The organism is Labrys sp. WJW (genome assembly GCF_001676615.1).
GTDB lineage: Bacteria > Pseudomonadota > Alphaproteobacteria > Rhizobiales > Labraceae > Labrys > Labrys sedimenti.
In genome coordinates this window covers 1-14,738 of the sequence record NZ_LYXZ01000042.1, presented here as the reverse complement: position 1 = coordinate 14,738, position 14,738 = coordinate 1, and the positions used below count along the sequence as shown (strand labels likewise).

The window sequence follows — 14,738 nt, the reverse complement described above, 5'->3', positions numbered from 1 at the left end:
CGTAAACGGGGCGAGGGGGCTCATATGTCGAGCTCGATCTCCAACCCCCTCATCTCGCCCAACCCCTTATCTTAGCGCCTATGGACGTCCTCGTCCGCGCTCCCAGGAAAGCCCCTCCCGCGATAGGTCGGTATTCTTGATACTCGCGATGCGCTGAGGCGGAGATCGGCTCAGCATTCCGGCAGGTTGACGGCAAGCCCGCCGGTCGAGGTCTCCTTGTATTTGAGGTTCATGTCGATGCCGGTCTGGCGCATCGTCTCGATGCAGTTGTCGAGCGGCATGAAATGCTCGCCGTCGCCGCGCAAGGCGAGGCTGGCGGCGCTTACCGCCTTGATCGCGCCGAGCCCATTGCGCTCGATGCAGGGGACTTGCACCAGGCCCTTGGCCGGATCGCAGGTCATGCCCAGATGATGCTCAAGCGCGATTTCGGCCGCGTTCTCCACTTGCTCGTTGGAGCCGCCGAGCGCAGCGCAAAGCCCGGCAGCCGCCATGGCCGACGCCGATCCGACCTCTCCCTGGCAGCCGACTTCGGCTCCCGAGATCGAGGCGTTGTATTTGATGATGCCGCCGATGGCGGCCGCGACCAGCAGAAAATCGCGGATGCCCTCATGGCTCGAGCCGCGGCAATGGTCGCGATAATAGCGGATCACGGCCGGCACCACGCCGGCTGCCCCGTTGGTGGGCGAGGTGACGACGCGTCCACCGGCGGCATTCTCCTCATTGACCGCCATGGCGTAGATCGAGATCCAGTCATTGACGACATGGGGCTGTTCGAGATTGCGGCCCTGTTCGGCCAGAAGCTGCTGGTGAATGGTGTGCGCACGGCGTCGCACCGACAGGCCGCCGGGCAGGATGCCGTCCTGCCGCAGGCCGCGGTCGATACAACCATCCATTGCGGCCCAGATCGCATCGAGCCTGTCGTCGAGCGTGCCGCTGTGGACGACGCCTTCGTTGGCCCGCTTCATCTCGGCGATGCTGAGATTGGAGGAGGCCCCCATCGCCAGCATTTCGGCAGCGGTGCCGAAGGGATAGGGAAAGCCGAGCGCACCCGGTTCGTCGGACGAGGCCGCATCCCTGCTGCGCTGGGCTTCGAGTTCTTCGGCCGACAGCACGAAGCCGCCGCCGATCGAATAATAGGTCCGGCTGAGAAGCAGCTCGCCATTCGCATCCGTGGCGGCGATGACCAGGCCATTGGCGTGGCCGGGCAGCGGCGGCCCATAGTCGAAAACGAGGTCGGTGTCGGGGACGAAAGTGAGCGGAGGCAGGCCGGGAAGCCTGATCACGCCCGCCTCACGGAGTTCGGCCTCTTTTTCCTGCGCCAGGTCCGGGTCAATGGTGGCAGGCAGGAATCCCATCAGCCCGAGGATAACGGCACGGTCGGTGGCATGGCCATGGCCGGTGAAGGCCAGAGAGCCGTGCAGGCTGACCTTGAGCCGCAGGTCTGTCATGGCGGGCTCGCGCTCCACCAGGGTTCTCAATTCGTCCAGGAAGCGGGCCGCCGCCACCATCGGCCCCATGGTGTGGGACGAGGACGGCCCGATGCCGATCTTGAAGATGTCGAAAATCGACAGAAACATGCCTGGCTCTCTACTCAAGGCAGGCGGTCCCGAGGACCGCCCGCATCCAGCGTGGTCATTGAAGCGTTTTCCAGAAAAGTTGATAGACTTTTCGATTAAGAAAACGCGTCAAAACAAAGAGTTAGAGATAAAGTGCGATTCAGAGAAATCGCACTTTGCTCTAGCCCTTATTCTGCCGCCTCGACATAGCTTTCGAGGGGCGGGCAGGAACAGACCAGGTTGCGGTCGCCATAGACATTGTCGACCCGGTTGACCGGCGACCAATATTTGTCGACCCGGAAGGCGCCGGCCGGATAGCAGGCTATCTCGCGGCTGTAGGAGCGGTTCCACTCGCCCACCAGATCTTCCACGGTGTGGGGCGCGTGCTTGAGCGGGTTGTCCTCGGGATCGAGGGTGCCCGCCACGATCGCTTCGGCTTCCGCCGCAATGCCGAGCATGGCCGCGATGAAGCGGTCGAGTTCGGCCTTGGGTTCGCTCTCCGTCGGCTCCACCATCAGCGTCCCCGCCACCGGCCAGCTCATGGTCGGGGCATGGAAGCCGCAGTCGATCAGCCGCTTGGCGATGTCGTCGACGCTCACGCCGGCGCGATCCTTCAGGACGCGGGTGTCGAGGATGCATTCATGCGCAACCCGACCACCGGCCGAATAGAGGATCGGATAGGAGGCCGAGAGGCGGCTGGCGATGTAGTTGGCATTGAGGATCGCCACCTTGGTCGCCTGAGTCAGGCCTTCACCCCCCATCATGAGGCAATAGGCCCAGGAGATCAGCAGGATCGAGGCCGAGCCATAGGGGGCCGAGGATACGGCACCCTTCTCGCCGGTTTGGGGCGGGGTCGGCAGATAGGGCGTCAGATGGGCCTTGACGCCGATCGGCCCCATGCCCGGACCACCGCCGCCATGCGGGATGGCGAAGGTCTTGTGCAGATTGAGATGGCTGACGTCAGATCCAATATCGCCGGGGCGGGCGAGCCCGACCATGGCATTCATGTTGGCTCCGTCCAGATAGACCTGGCCGCCATGGGCATGGGTGATCTCGCAGATCTCGCGCACCGTCTCCTCGAACACGCCATGGGTCGAGGGATAGGTGATCATGCAGGCGGCGAGATTGGCCGAATGCGCTTCCGCCTTGGCGCGAAAATCGGCGAGGTCGATGTCGCCATTGGCGGCCGCGCCGACCACCACCACCTTCATGCCGGCCATTTGCGCCGAAGCCGGATTGGTGCCGTGGGCCGAGGTCGGGATCAGGCAGACGTCGCGATGGGTGTCGCCGCGCGCCCGGTGATAGGCCTGGATGGTCAACAGGCCGGCATATTCGCCCTGCGCGCCGGAATTGGGCTGCATCGAGAAGTCATCATAGCCGGTGATCTGGCAGAGCTTGGCCTCGAGATCGGCGATCGCCTCTGCATAGCCCTGGGTCTGGCCATCGGGCGCGAAGGGATGCACGTCGGCAAATTCTGGCCAGCTCAGCGCCGTCATCTCGGCGGTGGCGTTCAGCTTCATGGTGCAGGAGCCGAGCGGGATCATCGAGCGGTCGAGCGCGAGATCGCGATCGGCGAGACGGCGCATGTAACGCGTCATCTCCGCTTCGGCCCGATTCAAATGGAAGATCGGGTGGGTCAGGTAGGCCGAGGTCCGTTCCAGGGCGTCGGGCAGCCGGTATTCATGGGTGAGGTCGTCATCCCTGAGGTCGATGCCGAAGGCACGCCAGATCGCTTCGGTGTGGCCGCGGCGGGTGCGCTCGTCATAGGCGATGCCGATCTTGCTGGTGCCGACCCGGCGCAGATTGATGCCCTCGGCTTCGGCCGATTTCAGGATGGCGCCCTGGACCGCGCCGACCTCGACCGTCACCGTGTCGAAGAAGGTCGAGGGCTCGATCTTGTAGCCCTGGCTCTCCAGGCCCTTGACCAGCCGCACCATCTTGCGATGGACGCGCTCGGCGATCGCCCTGAGCCCGGTCGGGCCATGGAACACCGCATACATCGAGGCCATCACCGCCAGCAGCGCCTGGGCGGTGCAGACGTTGGAGGTCGCCTTCTCCCGGCGAATATGCTGCTCGCGCGTCTGCAGCGACAGGCGATAGGCACGATTGCCGCGCGCATCGATCGAAACGCCGACGATGCGGCCGGGCATGCTGCGCTTGAGCGCGTCGCGCACCGCCATATAGGCGGCATGCGGGCCGCCATAGCCCATCGGCACCCCGAAGCGCTGGGTCGAGCCGATGGCGATGTCGGCACCCATTTCGCCCGGCGCCTTGAGGATGGTCAGGGCGAGCGGATCGGCAGCGACGCAGGCCAGCGCTTCGGCGCCGTGCAGCGCCTCGATCACGCCGGTGAAGTCATGCACATGGCCGTAGGTGCCGGGATATTGGAAGATCGCGCCGAACACGCCGGCCGGATCGAGATCGGCGAAGGGATCGCCGACCACGACATCCCAGCCAAGCGCGGCGGCGCGGGTCTCGATCACCGCGATGGTCTGGGGATGGCAATGGTGATCGACGAAGAAGGCATTCGCCTTGGACTTGGCGGAACGGCGGCACAGCGCCATCGCCTCGGCCGCGGCCGTGCCTTCGTCCAGCAGCGAGGCATTGGCGACGTCGAGCGCGGTCAGATCCGAGATCATGGTCTGGAAGTTCAGCAGGGCTTCCAGACGCCCCTGGCTGATTTCCGGTTGATAGGGCGTGTAGGCCGTGTACCAGGCCGGGTTCTCGAAGATGTTGCGCTGGATCGCCGGCGGCGTGACGGTGCCGTAATAGCCCTGGCCGATCAGCGAGATCATCACGCGGTTCTTGTCGGCGACCTCGCGCAGGCGGTTGAGCACGCCATGTTCGGACAGCGCCGGCCCCCAAGCGAGCGGCGCCTTCTGGCGGATGCCCGCCGGCACGATGGCGTCGATCAGCGCATCGAGACTGTCGGCACCGACAGCCTTCAGCATCTCCGTCATTTCTGCCGGGGAGGGACCGATATGGCGCCGATTGGCAAAATCATAGGGATCGTAGGTGGTTTCGGTATGAGACATCGTGTCCTCTCAGAGCAAAGCGCGTTCAGACCGAACGCTTATTTGCTCTAACTCCTTGTTCCGACGCGTCTTTGCGATTCTTGACGATGGCGCCAAATCACAAAACGCTTTAGCCGATATGGGCTTTGTAGGCGGCCTCATCCATCAAGCCAGCCGCATCGTCGGCATTGGCAAGCTTGAGACGGAAGAACCAGCCACCCGCCTGCGGATCGGAATTGACGAGAGACGGGTCGTTGACGATGGCCTCGTTCACTTCGACGATCTCGCCATCGAGCGGGCAATAGACGTCCGAGGCGGCCTTGACGGACTCGACCGTCGCGGCGACGTCACCCTTCGACAGGTGCTTGCCGACCCCGGGCAGCTCGACGAAGACGAGGTCGCCGAGTTGCTCGGCGGCATGACCGGTGATGCCGACCGTGGCGACGCCGCCGGTGATCTCGAGCCATTCATGGTCTTCGGTGAAGTTCGTCATGGTGGGCCTCTCAGCTGCGCTTGTAGCGCGGGGTGATGAAGGGAAGGGTGGCGACGACGACCGGCAGGCGCTTGCCGCGCACCTCGGCGAAAAGCCGGGTGCCCGGTTTGGCGCTGGCCGTGGGAACATAGCCCATGGCGACGGGAGCGCCGAGGGTGGGACCGAAGCCGCCGGACGTGACGCGGCCTATCGGCGCCGGCGCCGTTTCGTCGGTGAAGAGTTCCGCGTCGGCCCGGATCGGCGCGCGGCCTTCGGCGGCCAGCCCGACGCGTCGACGCGATGCCCCATGTTCGAATTCGGGCAGGATCACTTCGGCTCCCGGAAAGCCCCCCGCGCGGGCCCCGCCGGTACGCCGCACCTTCTGCACAGCCCATTCAAGGGCCGCCGCAACCGGCGTCGTCGAGGTGTCGATGTCATTGCCATAGAGGCAGAGCCCCGCTTCGAGCCGAAGGCTGTCGCGTGCGCCGAGCCCGATGGGATGCACGTCGGGATCGGCGAGCAGGGCCTTGGCCAGCTCTTCCGCCTGGGCTGAGGGTACCGAGATTTCGTAGCCGTCCTCGCCCGAATAGCCGGAGCGGGATACCAGGCAGGAGGCGCCGAGAATGGTCAATTCCTTCACATTCATGAAAGCCATGGCTGCGGCTTGCGGCGCCAGTTTGGCCAGTGCTGCCTCAGCGGTGGGGCCTTGGAGGGCGATGAGCCCGCGCTCCGTCAGTTCCTCGATCTCACAGTCCTCGGACAGATGGGCACGCAGATGGGCAATGTCTTGGCTCTTGCAGGCCGCGTTGACGACCAGGAAGAGATGGTCGCCGCGATTGGCGAACATCAGATCGTCGAGAATACCGCCCTTGGCATCTGTGAAAAGCCCGTAGCGCTGTCGCCCCGGCTTCAGCCCGAGCACATCGACCGGCACCAGCCGCTCCAGTGCCAGCGCCGCATCTTCGTATTTCCCGGATTTCGCGCGGAGCACGACCTGGCCCATATGGCCGACATCGAACAGCCCAGCCAGGGTACGGGTATGGAGGTGTTCCTTCGCTACGCCTTCGGGAAACTGCACGGGCATGTCGTAGCCTGCAAATTCCACCATTCTGCCGCCGAGCGCGACATTGAGCGCGGTCAGTGGCGTGTTTCCAAGGTCATTCCGGTCAGCTTCATTCCGGTCGTCCATGGGCATGTCCTCGGTGGTGTTCTTATCAGATCAAGTATCGCAAATGCTGGTCTATGCGTAGGCCTGGCATCCCGGGGCGCCGGCTGCGCCAATCTCTCCGGATGACCTGGATATGCCAGATCGTTTGACATTGCAGAAATTCATAATTCAAATGCTAGAATTGATATTTCTCATGATAAAGCCATGCAGAACATTCCCACGGAACTCCTGCGCACCTTCGTGAAGGCCATCGATTCAGGCAGCTTTACGCGCGCCGGTGCATTGGTTGGCCGCAGCCAATCGGCGGTGAGCCTCCAGGTCCGCCGGCTTGAAGAAATCGTGGCTGCGCAGCTCTTCCAAAGGGATGCGCACAAGCTGCAACTCACCCAGGAAGGAACGCTGCTCGCCCAGTTCGCCCGGCGCATCTTGGCCTTGAACGACGAGGCGCTTGCCAGCATGCGCCAGCCCAAGGTTGCCGGGCGCATCCGACTGGGCGCCCCCTATGAATATACGGCTTCGCTGCTGCCGGACTTCCTGGGCAAATTCGCCCAGTCCCATCCGAATGTGATGCTGGAAGTGACGAGCGACCTCAGCAAGAACCTGCTCAGCCGCCAGGCCGACGGCGACCTCGATCTCGTGATTGCCTTGCATGACGAGCCGAACCTGACGGAGGGACGCCAGATCTTCACCGAGCCGCTGGTATGGATGACGAGCGCCGACCATGAGCGCCACACCCAGAGCCCTTTGCCCCTGGTGGTGGCACCGCCGCCCTGCATCTACAGGCGCCGCATCCTGGAAACATTGAACGGGCTCGGCAGGCCTTGCCGAATCGCCTATCTCAGCTCGAGCTATGATGGCATTTCCGCCGCCGTGCGGGCGGGGCTGGGCGTGACGGTGATGGCGGAGAGTGCGGCGCCGTCGGGCGTGCGCATGCTCGGCGAGCGCGACGATTTCCCGCCGCTCGGCCATCTAGAACTCAGGCTGCACCGGCTTGCCGGCAATTCGAGCGAGGCGATCATCCGCCTCGAGGACTATATCGCCGAGAGCTTCGCCGATACCGAACTGGGACGGGGCGGGCGGCCGCGAGCCTTGCCCCTGCCGGAATAGCAACGGCCGATCCGAGAGAACCCCGGATCGGCCATGAGGAGGGCTTGTCGCAGCCCGCTCAGAACGTTCCGCGCAACCCGATGCCGATCATGCGCGGCGCGGTCATGGCGGCCTCGACAACCGGAGTTGCGGTAGCGGTAGAGCGGTTGATCTGTCTGAAGGTCGCTGCGCGCTCGTCAAAAATGTTCTTCACATAGCCATAAATCTGGGCGTGCTCGCTGAGCTGATAGCTCACGCGCGCATCTGCGATCGTATAGGGCTTGATGGAGAGGTTCGCCGAGTTGGCATCGTCCGAGTAATAGCCATCGAGATGGCGCAGGTCCGCCGAGACGTTGAGCTTGGGGGTGACGTCCCAGCTCACGCCCAAGCTGAGCATATAGCCGGGCGCCTTCTGGAACTCGTTGCCCTGATATTTCGGCTCGCTCGTTATCTTGTCGATGTTGGAGACGAGTGCCCCGAACCCAGCCTTGAGCCGGACATTGTCGAGGATGCGGTAGTCGAAGCCGAACTCTGCGCCATAGGCGTGCGCCTTTTCGGCATTCACCGTATAGAGCTGGGTGAGGTTGTTCTGGGGGAGATAGACACTGACATACCGCTGAGCATCCTTGAAATCGTTGTAGAATAGATTGCCGGTGACGAACAGGCGATCATCGAGGAAATGGGCGCGGGTGAACAGTTCGTAGTTCCACACTTTCTCGGCCTTGAACCGCTTCCACGGATCCTCGCCCGGAAGCGGGACCAGGTTGATCGAGACGCCGCCGGGATTGAAGCCACGACTGACGAGCGCGCCGACGGTGATCTTGTCCGTCAGCTTGTAGGCGAGCGACAATTTCGGCAGCAGGGCGCCGAAGCTCTTGTCGTAGTCGAGGGGCACGGCGGTCAGGCTGGTGAAGCCGTTCCGCTTGACGCTGTCGTGCTCATAGCGCAGCCCGCCCGTCAGCAGCCAACGCTCGCCGAACCGGCGATTGACCTCGGCGAACACCCCGACATTGTCCTTGGTATCGTCGAAGCTCGACAATCCGGGTTGCTGTTGTCGATTGAGCAGGGTCAGCGTCTCGTCCGACTTGGTATGCGCGTAGTAGAGCCCGACGACGCCATGCCAGACATCCTTCTCTTCGCCGAAATTGAGCTTGAGCTCGTTGGAGACGTTCTTCTGGGCGATGTCGGAACTACCGTTCGGACGAGGCACCCCGAAGCGATCATAGCGCGACTGCGAATACTGGGTCTGGTTGGACAGCTTCATGCCGTTCTGGAAGTCGTATTCCAGATCGAAGATCGCCGTGTTGGTGCGCTGGCGGAAACTCGGCATCTGTAGCGTGCCGCTCTTGAGATCGTCATAGGGCAGAAAGGCTGCTTCCAGGGTCGGCCGATTGGTGTCGGTATGGGCGAGCGTCAGCTTGGCCTTCAGGCCGGGAATGGCCTGGGGCTGCCAGAGCAGCTTGGCGCGCAGGTTCAATTCGTCGAAGGATTGGTCGGTCTTCCCCTTGGCGAAACGGGGGCTGATATAGTCGATGAAGGTATCGCGGCCCCAATAATCCACGGCGATACGGGCGGCAAAATCCTGGCTGAGCGGGCCTGACAGCATGAAGGAGCCGCGCCTGGTGTCGTAGCTGCCATATTCCATCTGGTAGGCGGCTTCGGGCTTGAAGGTCGGATCCTTGGTCCTGACCAGTATGGCGCCGGCGATGGCATTGGCACCCTGCGACGTGGTCTGCGGCCCGCGGAAGACCTCGACGCTGTCGACATCCCAGATCGAGGTGCCACCGTAGAGATATTCGTAGAAGCTCAGATAGTGGCCGTCCACATTGACGCTGGCACGCGGCACAGTGCCGGACAGGAAGGCGATCGAGCCGGCATTGGGCCCCTGGGTATCCTGGCCGCGAATGGATGGCGCGCCGGTCGTGCCGATCGGCACGAGGTTCGGCACATCGTTGAGCGCCTCCGACAGGGAGTTCTCGCCCGTCTTCTCGGCAAGGTCCTTGTCGGTCAACACGCTCACCGAGGATGCGGTCTCGTCGAGGCTGCGCCGGATCTTCTCGCCGGTGACATAGACGGGATCGAGCTCGATGGGCTCCTCATTGCCCGCCGGACGGTTTTGCGCAGCGGCCGGCATCGCCAGCATGGCCGACAGCACCATCGCACTCGCGCCGCCCAGAAAACGACTTGTCAAACCTGCAACCATCATAGCCCTCCACAGCCCAAACAAACGCGTGCCGCAAAGTGCGCGGCCCTGATACGCAATCTAGGAGGTGAAGAGTGGGTGCAGTCAATGTAATGAAAGTATATTATTTTGATTAATGAAGATATGTGATAATAATGACACAAATTATTGTGCAGTTTGGGAAAATTCTAGATTTAAATTGTAGTATTATTGTATAGATGGGGCTGTGTAAATTTTAGCTCTTCGAAATTGCACATTGTTCTGAGCAGTGCGAACCCCGCCAAAGGCAAGGCGGGGGAATGCAGATGTTGCATTCCCCCGCGTCGGCCATTGTGAACGGGTTCCGGCTATCCCTGCTCCTTCAGGGGCAGGCCCTGTCCGTCAGGCGGAAGCCGGTACCGGAAACGCGGCGATGGCAGGTTGCAGGGCGGCGAGCTTCGTCGCCGCGCCGCCGGGTTGGGAGAAGAGGCGGAAGATTTTCAGGGTGGTTTGGCGGATCAATTCGACCTGCTGCTGGTCGTAGTGCTCGGAGCGATAGGTCATCATCACGCGGATACAGCGTTCGTCGCCGAGCTTTTCCTCCATCACCTCGAATTGCAGGCCGAGCACGGATTCGTGCCGTTCGGGATCCACCTGGCGGAACTCGATCCTGCTCCCGTCCTCCAGCGTGAAGGCACCATTGAACTTGTTCTTGGCGTGAAGCTGGATGAAGACCTCGAACAGATGTTCCTGCTCGCGCACGATACCCAGCGCCTCCTCGACCAGGTCGATGGGGATATCGGTATTGGGCAGGGAGCCGTTGATGGTGTTCTTCACCTGCTCGATCAATTCGGCCACCGTGCCTTGTGGCGAAAAGCCGACACGATGGGCCACCACCGTGGTGAAGTAGCCGATGGTGTCGAAGAAGTCGGGCTCGTTCCGGCCGGAGGCCGAGGTTCCAACCACCAGTTCGTCCAGGGACCCGAGAAGATGCAGGGAACTGGCGATGGCGGCATAGACCACGTTGAACAGTGAAGCGCCATTCTCCTTGGCGAGGACATAGAGACCCTCGGTCACCGCGCTTTCGAGTTTGAGCTCCACCCAGCCGCCGGCGCTCGAAGGGGAGGAGGGCGTATCCTCGCAGACGGGAAGTCGCGGCAGGATCTGCTGGTTGCGCGGTGCATCGCGCAGCATGCCGGTCCAATAGTCGAGATGCGCCTGGTTCAGGCCGGCCCGGTGCTGGAGGCGCGCGAATTCATGGAACGGTGCAGGCTGCCCGGTCCAGACGGGTGCTTTGCCCGCCGCCCGCTGGCGATAGGCATGGCCGAGTTCGTCCATCATCAGGTTCACCGACCATTCGTCCAGCACCATGTGATGGAACAGCAGCGAGAGGACCTGCCGACCGGTTTCCTCCTCGATCAGGAAGCGTAGCCGCAGCGGCAATTCGCGGGACAGGTCGAAGCGGTACCCCGCTTCGCGGCCGCGATCGTCGGCCCGGCTTTCATGCGAATGCCAGAACCATTTGTAGGCTCCCAACTCTTCCGGCGGGACGATGAGCTGGCCCACCGTGCCGTCCTCCTGCTGGCGGAACAAGGTGCGCAGGCCCGAATGCCGCTCCAGCACGTCCTGGAACGCCCTGGCGAAGATGGTTTCGTCGACGCGGTCGAGGAAGCGCAGCGCAAAGGGCAGGTTGAAGATCTCGCCGAAACCGAAGGCAGCGTAGATCTTCCACAACGAGTTCTGGGCCAGCGACAAGGGGGCCATGAGGGCGGAGCCGTCTGCCTCTGCGGGAACGCCTGCGTCCGCGGTAGCGCCATGTCGTTGGGCGAGACCGGTGAGACCTGCCGCCGTCGGGTGGCGGAAGAGATCGTTGAAATTGACCTCGATGCCATGCGAGCTCAGCAGGCGGCCGATGACGCGGGTGGCGATCAGGGAGTGCCCGCCATGATCGAAAAAGTCGTCCTCGGCCGTCATCGCCGGCGAGGAGAGGGCCAGGCGGAATTCGGCCAGGATGATCTCTTCGATCGCATCGGCCTCCTTCCGGGCCGGGGCCACGGCAGGCGGCGCGGATGTCGTCCGCGCGGGGGCGGAAACGACCTGCCCGATGCTCCGGCCTTCGAGCGGCATCGCCGCACCGGCAAGCATGCCGGCAAAGCGCTCGAGGACAAGGGTGCCAGCCGCTGGCGACAGGGCTTGGCCAGCCATGAGCTCGAGTGCCAGGCGGTCTTCGCTGGCAGCCCGCCCCAGGCCCAGGGCCAGATCCGGACGCGGTGCGAGGGAGGGCAGGGGCAGGCGTTCCACCGATATCCCATCGAGCGGAAGCACCTGAGTCGGGTCGGTCAGCCAGGTCACATAGGCGTGGGGACGCGGTGCATCGTTTCGCTCGGTGGGAGGACGCAGGTCGAGCGGACCGGCAGCAGGGCTTGCCATGCCCGCGAGAATCCGCGCCATCGCGTCCTTGGTATCAACCATGTCCCGCGGCAAAATGATCCGCAGGAAACGTTGCGCGCAGAAGGGCAGGGACAGGTCGAGCATGTCGGTCGTGGGCCGGCGGGGCAGGCTCAGATCCAGGGCGGCACTGTCGCCAAGCTGCGCGAGGAACCGCCCGAACTGCAGGGCCACGGCAGCGATCAAGGCCGATGGCATGGGCTCGGGGCCGGCCAGCGCCGAGAGGCTCTCCGTCTCGATGAGGGTGCCGCAACGACCCGCCACGCGATCCATCAGGCTCTGTTCCAGCAGCGGCGCCCGGGCAAAATCAATCAGGCCCGGTGCCTCGTTCCCGCCGGCCCTCAGCAGCCAGGGCACCGGAGGCGCGCCAACCTCGCTGTCCGTCGTCGGCTCTGTCTCCGCGACCGCCGCTGCGGCCTCGCCGCCGGGTGAGCCCCCCATTGCGGGCGGCGTGCCATTATAGGAATGGGAGACGGCTTTAAGCAGGGTTTTCCAGCGGATGGTTCCACCCAGGATGCGGTGGACCGCGAAGCCGAGGATCGTGGTTTCACCGCTCAGCAGGACCAGCGCCCGGATTGGGGCACCCTGTTCGAGATCCCAGGCCGCGCCCTGCTCGGCCAGCAGCGTATTGACCGCTTCAGCCGTCGTTTCGACACGGCGGATGAGAAGACACGATGAAACCTCGGCGCTGGCGCTCTTCTCCAGTTCGCCGTCGAGGCTGAAGTGGTAGCGCACATTCAGTTCCGGCAATGCCTCGAAGGCGTGATGGAGGGCCGCGACCAGCCTTGGCAAATCGGGCGCGCCATCGAGCCTGAAGGCGATCACATGCTTCAGCACGGCATCGGGGTCCTGCTGCTGGCGCAGCCACAGGGCTTCTTCCGCCTGCGTCAGCACCATCGCCGACCGGTCCGGCCCCTTCTGGACCACGCTGTCGAAACGCGGCGTTTCCTCGGCCGACAGCAAGCGGGCTGATCTTTCCGCCATCTCAATCTCCATGCGTCCGGTCTGTGCCGGAACAATTCATCTTCGTTTTCAAGGGACTGCTGCCCGTTTGTGCTCGACCAGGGCGCTCCATGCCCGAACCGTCGGCACGGCAGCCAAATCGGCATAATCGAGCCTGACGCCGGCCAGCCGCGAGATCGGCCCGAGCAGGGTCATGATGGCGAGGGAGTGCAGGCCGATCTCGATCAGGTTGAGCTCATCGGGCACTTCCTCGGGTGCGAGATCGAGAACGCCGGCCACTTCTTGGCGGATCCGTTCCAGCGAAGGCATCCGTTCGCAGGCGGCCTCCCGCGTACCAACGGGCTGCGCGTTCTCAATCGTCATGATGGTCATGCACCGCGGTGGCCCCGCGCCGCCAATAGCCCGAAGCCCGCACCCATTTGGGCGAAGCCCCGCGTTCCTCGATCAGCAGGCGGCGCAGCTGCTTGGCCTGGAACGACTCGCAGGCGATCCAGGCATGGTAGTCGCCGACCGGAAACTCCGCCTGCTGCAGGGCGTCGAGCAGGGCGTCGGTTTTTCCGGCATGGGCATCGCCGCGATGGGCCCAGACGATCGTCGCGTCGGCGGCCGTATCGAGCGGCAGGTGATCCTGCGAGCCGCCGACCTCGACGAAGGCCAGCACCCGAGCCCCGGCCGGCAATTCCTCGAGCCTCCTGGCGAGGGCGGGCAGGCCGGTTTCGTCCGCGGCCAACAGATACCAGTCGAAGGCAAAGGGGATGACGAAAGAGCCGCGTGGCCCGGCGATCCAGGCCTGGTCGCCGGCCTTGACCCCGGCGGCCCAGGTGCTGGCGGGCCCCTCGTCATGCAGCACGAAATCGATATCGAGCTCGCCGGCGGCTGGATCGTAGCGCCGGGGCGTGTAGTCGCGGGTGATCGGCCTGGGCTGGTCTTCCCGCAGTTCCATGCCCTCCGGCCCGATATGGGGCAGGCTCGGGCGGCTCTCGCCGGGGGCGGGAAAGAACATCTTCACATGGTCGTCGAAACCCAGGCTGGCGAAGCCCTCCAGCGCGGGGCCGGCCAGCGTGATCCTCGTCATCGCGGGGGCAAGGCGCGTCACCCGGCGCACTTCGAGCTCGCGCAGGCGAACTTCGTGGCGCACACGCATGGGAGAGCGATCCTTTTCGCTCTCCGGGAGAGTGGCAATGGTCATGGTATTGCAAATCCTTTGAGTTCAGGCGCCCAGCGTGGCGCCGCCGTCCACCACCACGTCCTGCAGGGTGACGTGGCTGGAACGGTCGGACGCCAGGAACAGGACGACGTCGGCAATCTCTTCGGGCGAGGCGAGCTTGCCGAGCGGAATGCCGAGCTTGAAATGCTCGGGCAGGCCGGCCAGCAACCGCTGCCCATCCGAGGGGTTCTTGAACATGCCGCGCAGCATCGGGGTGTCGGTGGAACCAGGAGAGACCACGTTGCAACGCACGCCGAAAGGGGCGAGTTCCAACCCGATGCAATGGCTGAGGCTGACCATCGCCGCCTTCGAGGCGCAATAGGCGGTCATGCCCACCCGCGGCACATGGGCGGCGTTGGAGGCGACGTTGACGATCGCGCCCGAACGCTGGCGTTTGAACAGCGGAATGCAGTGGCGCATGAGGTAGAAGGCACCGCTGACATTGACGCCGAAACAGGCCTGCCAATCGTCGAGCGTGAGGTCCTCGGCGGCCCCGAGCCGCAGGATACCGGCGGCATTGACGAGGATGTCGAGGCCGTCGAACTCGGCAAGTATCCGGCTGCATACTTCGTCTACCTGCTGGGGATCGGTGATGTCGAGCGCGACCAGTCCCGCCTCGGCATTGCCGTTCACGCCTGCGGCGGGCGGGGCGAGGGCGGGCCC

Annotated in this window: 10 protein-coding genes; 1 reads left to right on the top strand and 9 read right to left on the bottom strand. The window is 63.9% G+C overall.

Features of this window, described 5'->3' with window-relative positions; all coding sequences use genetic code 11:
• Positions 1 to 170: 170 nt before the first annotated feature.
• The 4 genes from BA190_RS25015 to gcvT form a co-directional block, all read right to left on the bottom strand.
• Positions 171 to 1,577 (bottom strand): L-serine ammonia-lyase, encoded by a 1,407-nt coding sequence (locus BA190_RS25015; protein ID WP_068294117.1) that lies wholly within the window; start codon positions 1,575 to 1,577, stop codon positions 171 to 173.
• Positions 1,578 to 1,744: 167 nt separating this feature from the next.
• Positions 1,745 to 4,591 (bottom strand): aminomethyl-transferring glycine dehydrogenase, encoded by a 2,847-nt coding sequence (gene gcvP / locus BA190_RS25010; RefSeq protein ID WP_068294114.1) that lies wholly within the window; start codon positions 4,589 to 4,591, stop codon positions 1,745 to 1,747.
• Between the two features lie 109 nt (positions 4,592 to 4,700).
• On the bottom strand, positions 4,701 to 5,063 hold the full coding sequence (gene gcvH, locus BA190_RS25005) for a glycine cleavage system protein GcvH (protein ID WP_068294112.1): 363 nt from the start codon (positions 5,061 to 5,063) through the stop codon (positions 4,701 to 4,703).
• A 10-nt stretch (positions 5,064 to 5,073) separates the two neighbouring features.
• Positions 5,074 to 6,231 (bottom strand): glycine cleavage system aminomethyltransferase GcvT, encoded by a 1,158-nt coding sequence (gcvT, locus tag BA190_RS25000; protein ID WP_068294110.1) that lies wholly within the window; start codon positions 6,229 to 6,231, stop codon positions 5,074 to 5,076.
• 183 nt (positions 6,232 to 6,414) lie between these two features.
• Between gcvT and BA190_RS24995 the strand changes: the two genes are divergently transcribed.
• Positions 6,415 to 7,317 (top strand): LysR substrate-binding domain-containing protein, encoded by a 903-nt coding sequence (locus BA190_RS24995; protein WP_068294108.1) that lies wholly within the window; start codon positions 6,415 to 6,417, stop codon positions 7,315 to 7,317.
• 58 nt (positions 7,318 to 7,375) lie between these two features.
• On the opposite strand, the gene BA190_RS24990 is transcribed toward BA190_RS24995, so the two are convergent.
• From BA190_RS24990 to dhbA, 5 genes are all read right to left on the bottom strand, one after another.
• Entirely contained in the window at positions 7,376 to 9,499 is a 2,124-nt protein-coding gene (locus tag BA190_RS24990; protein ID WP_068294123.1) for a TonB-dependent receptor, read from the bottom strand.
• Between the two features lie 360 nt (positions 9,500 to 9,859).
• Positions 9,860 to 12,889, bottom strand: a complete 3,030-nt coding sequence (locus BA190_RS24985; RefSeq protein WP_162275210.1) for a condensation domain-containing protein — start codon at positions 12,887 to 12,889, stop codon at positions 9,860 to 9,862.
• A gap of 48 nt (positions 12,890 to 12,937) precedes the next feature.
• A complete protein-coding gene (locus BA190_RS24980; RefSeq protein WP_245314949.1) occupies positions 12,938 to 13,231 on the bottom strand; it encodes a phosphopantetheine-binding protein in 294 nt (97 codons plus the stop codon).
• Entirely contained in the window at positions 13,221 to 14,057 is an 837-nt protein-coding gene (locus BA190_RS24975; RefSeq protein WP_068294101.1) for a siderophore-interacting protein, read from the bottom strand. The genes BA190_RS24980 and BA190_RS24975 overlap by 11 nt, the downstream gene beginning before the upstream one ends.
• Positions 14,058 to 14,078: 21 nt before the next feature.
• On the bottom strand, positions 14,079 to 14,738 hold a 660-nt coding region (gene dhbA / locus BA190_RS24970), incomplete at its 5' end, for a 2,3-dihydro-2,3-dihydroxybenzoate dehydrogenase (RefSeq protein ID WP_068294098.1).

Bases quoted from the DNA above. Each gene is read 5' to 3' on its own strand.
- BA190_RS25015 (WP_068294117.1), bottom strand. From the start codon at position 1,577: ATGTTTCTGTCGATTTTCGACATCTTCAAGATCGGCATCGGGCCGTCC.
- gcvP (WP_068294114.1), bottom strand. From the start codon at position 4,591: ATGTCTCATACCGAAACCACCTACGATCCCTATGATTTTGCCAATCGG.
- gcvH (WP_068294112.1), bottom strand. From the start codon at position 5,063: ATGACGAACTTCACCGAAGACCATGAATGGCTCGAGATCACCGGCGGC.
- gcvT (WP_068294110.1), bottom strand. From the start codon at position 6,231: ATGGACGACCGGAATGAAGCTGACCGGAATGACCTTGGAAACACGCCA.
- BA190_RS24995 (WP_068294108.1), top strand. From the start codon at position 6,415: ATGCAGAACATTCCCACGGAACTCCTGCGCACCTTCGTGAAGGCCATC.
- BA190_RS24990 (WP_068294123.1), bottom strand. From the start codon at position 9,499: ATGGTTGCAGGTTTGACAAGTCGTTTTCTGGGCGGCGCGAGTGCGATG.
- BA190_RS24985 (WP_162275210.1), bottom strand. From the start codon at position 12,889: ATGGCGGAAAGATCAGCCCGCTTGCTGTCGGCCGAGGAAACGCCGCGT.
- BA190_RS24980 (WP_245314949.1), bottom strand. From the start codon at position 13,231: ATGACGATTGAGAACGCGCAGCCCGTTGGTACGCGGGAGGCCGCCTGC.
- BA190_RS24975 (WP_068294101.1), bottom strand. From the start codon at position 14,057: ATGACCATTGCCACTCTCCCGGAGAGCGAAAAGGATCGCTCTCCCATG.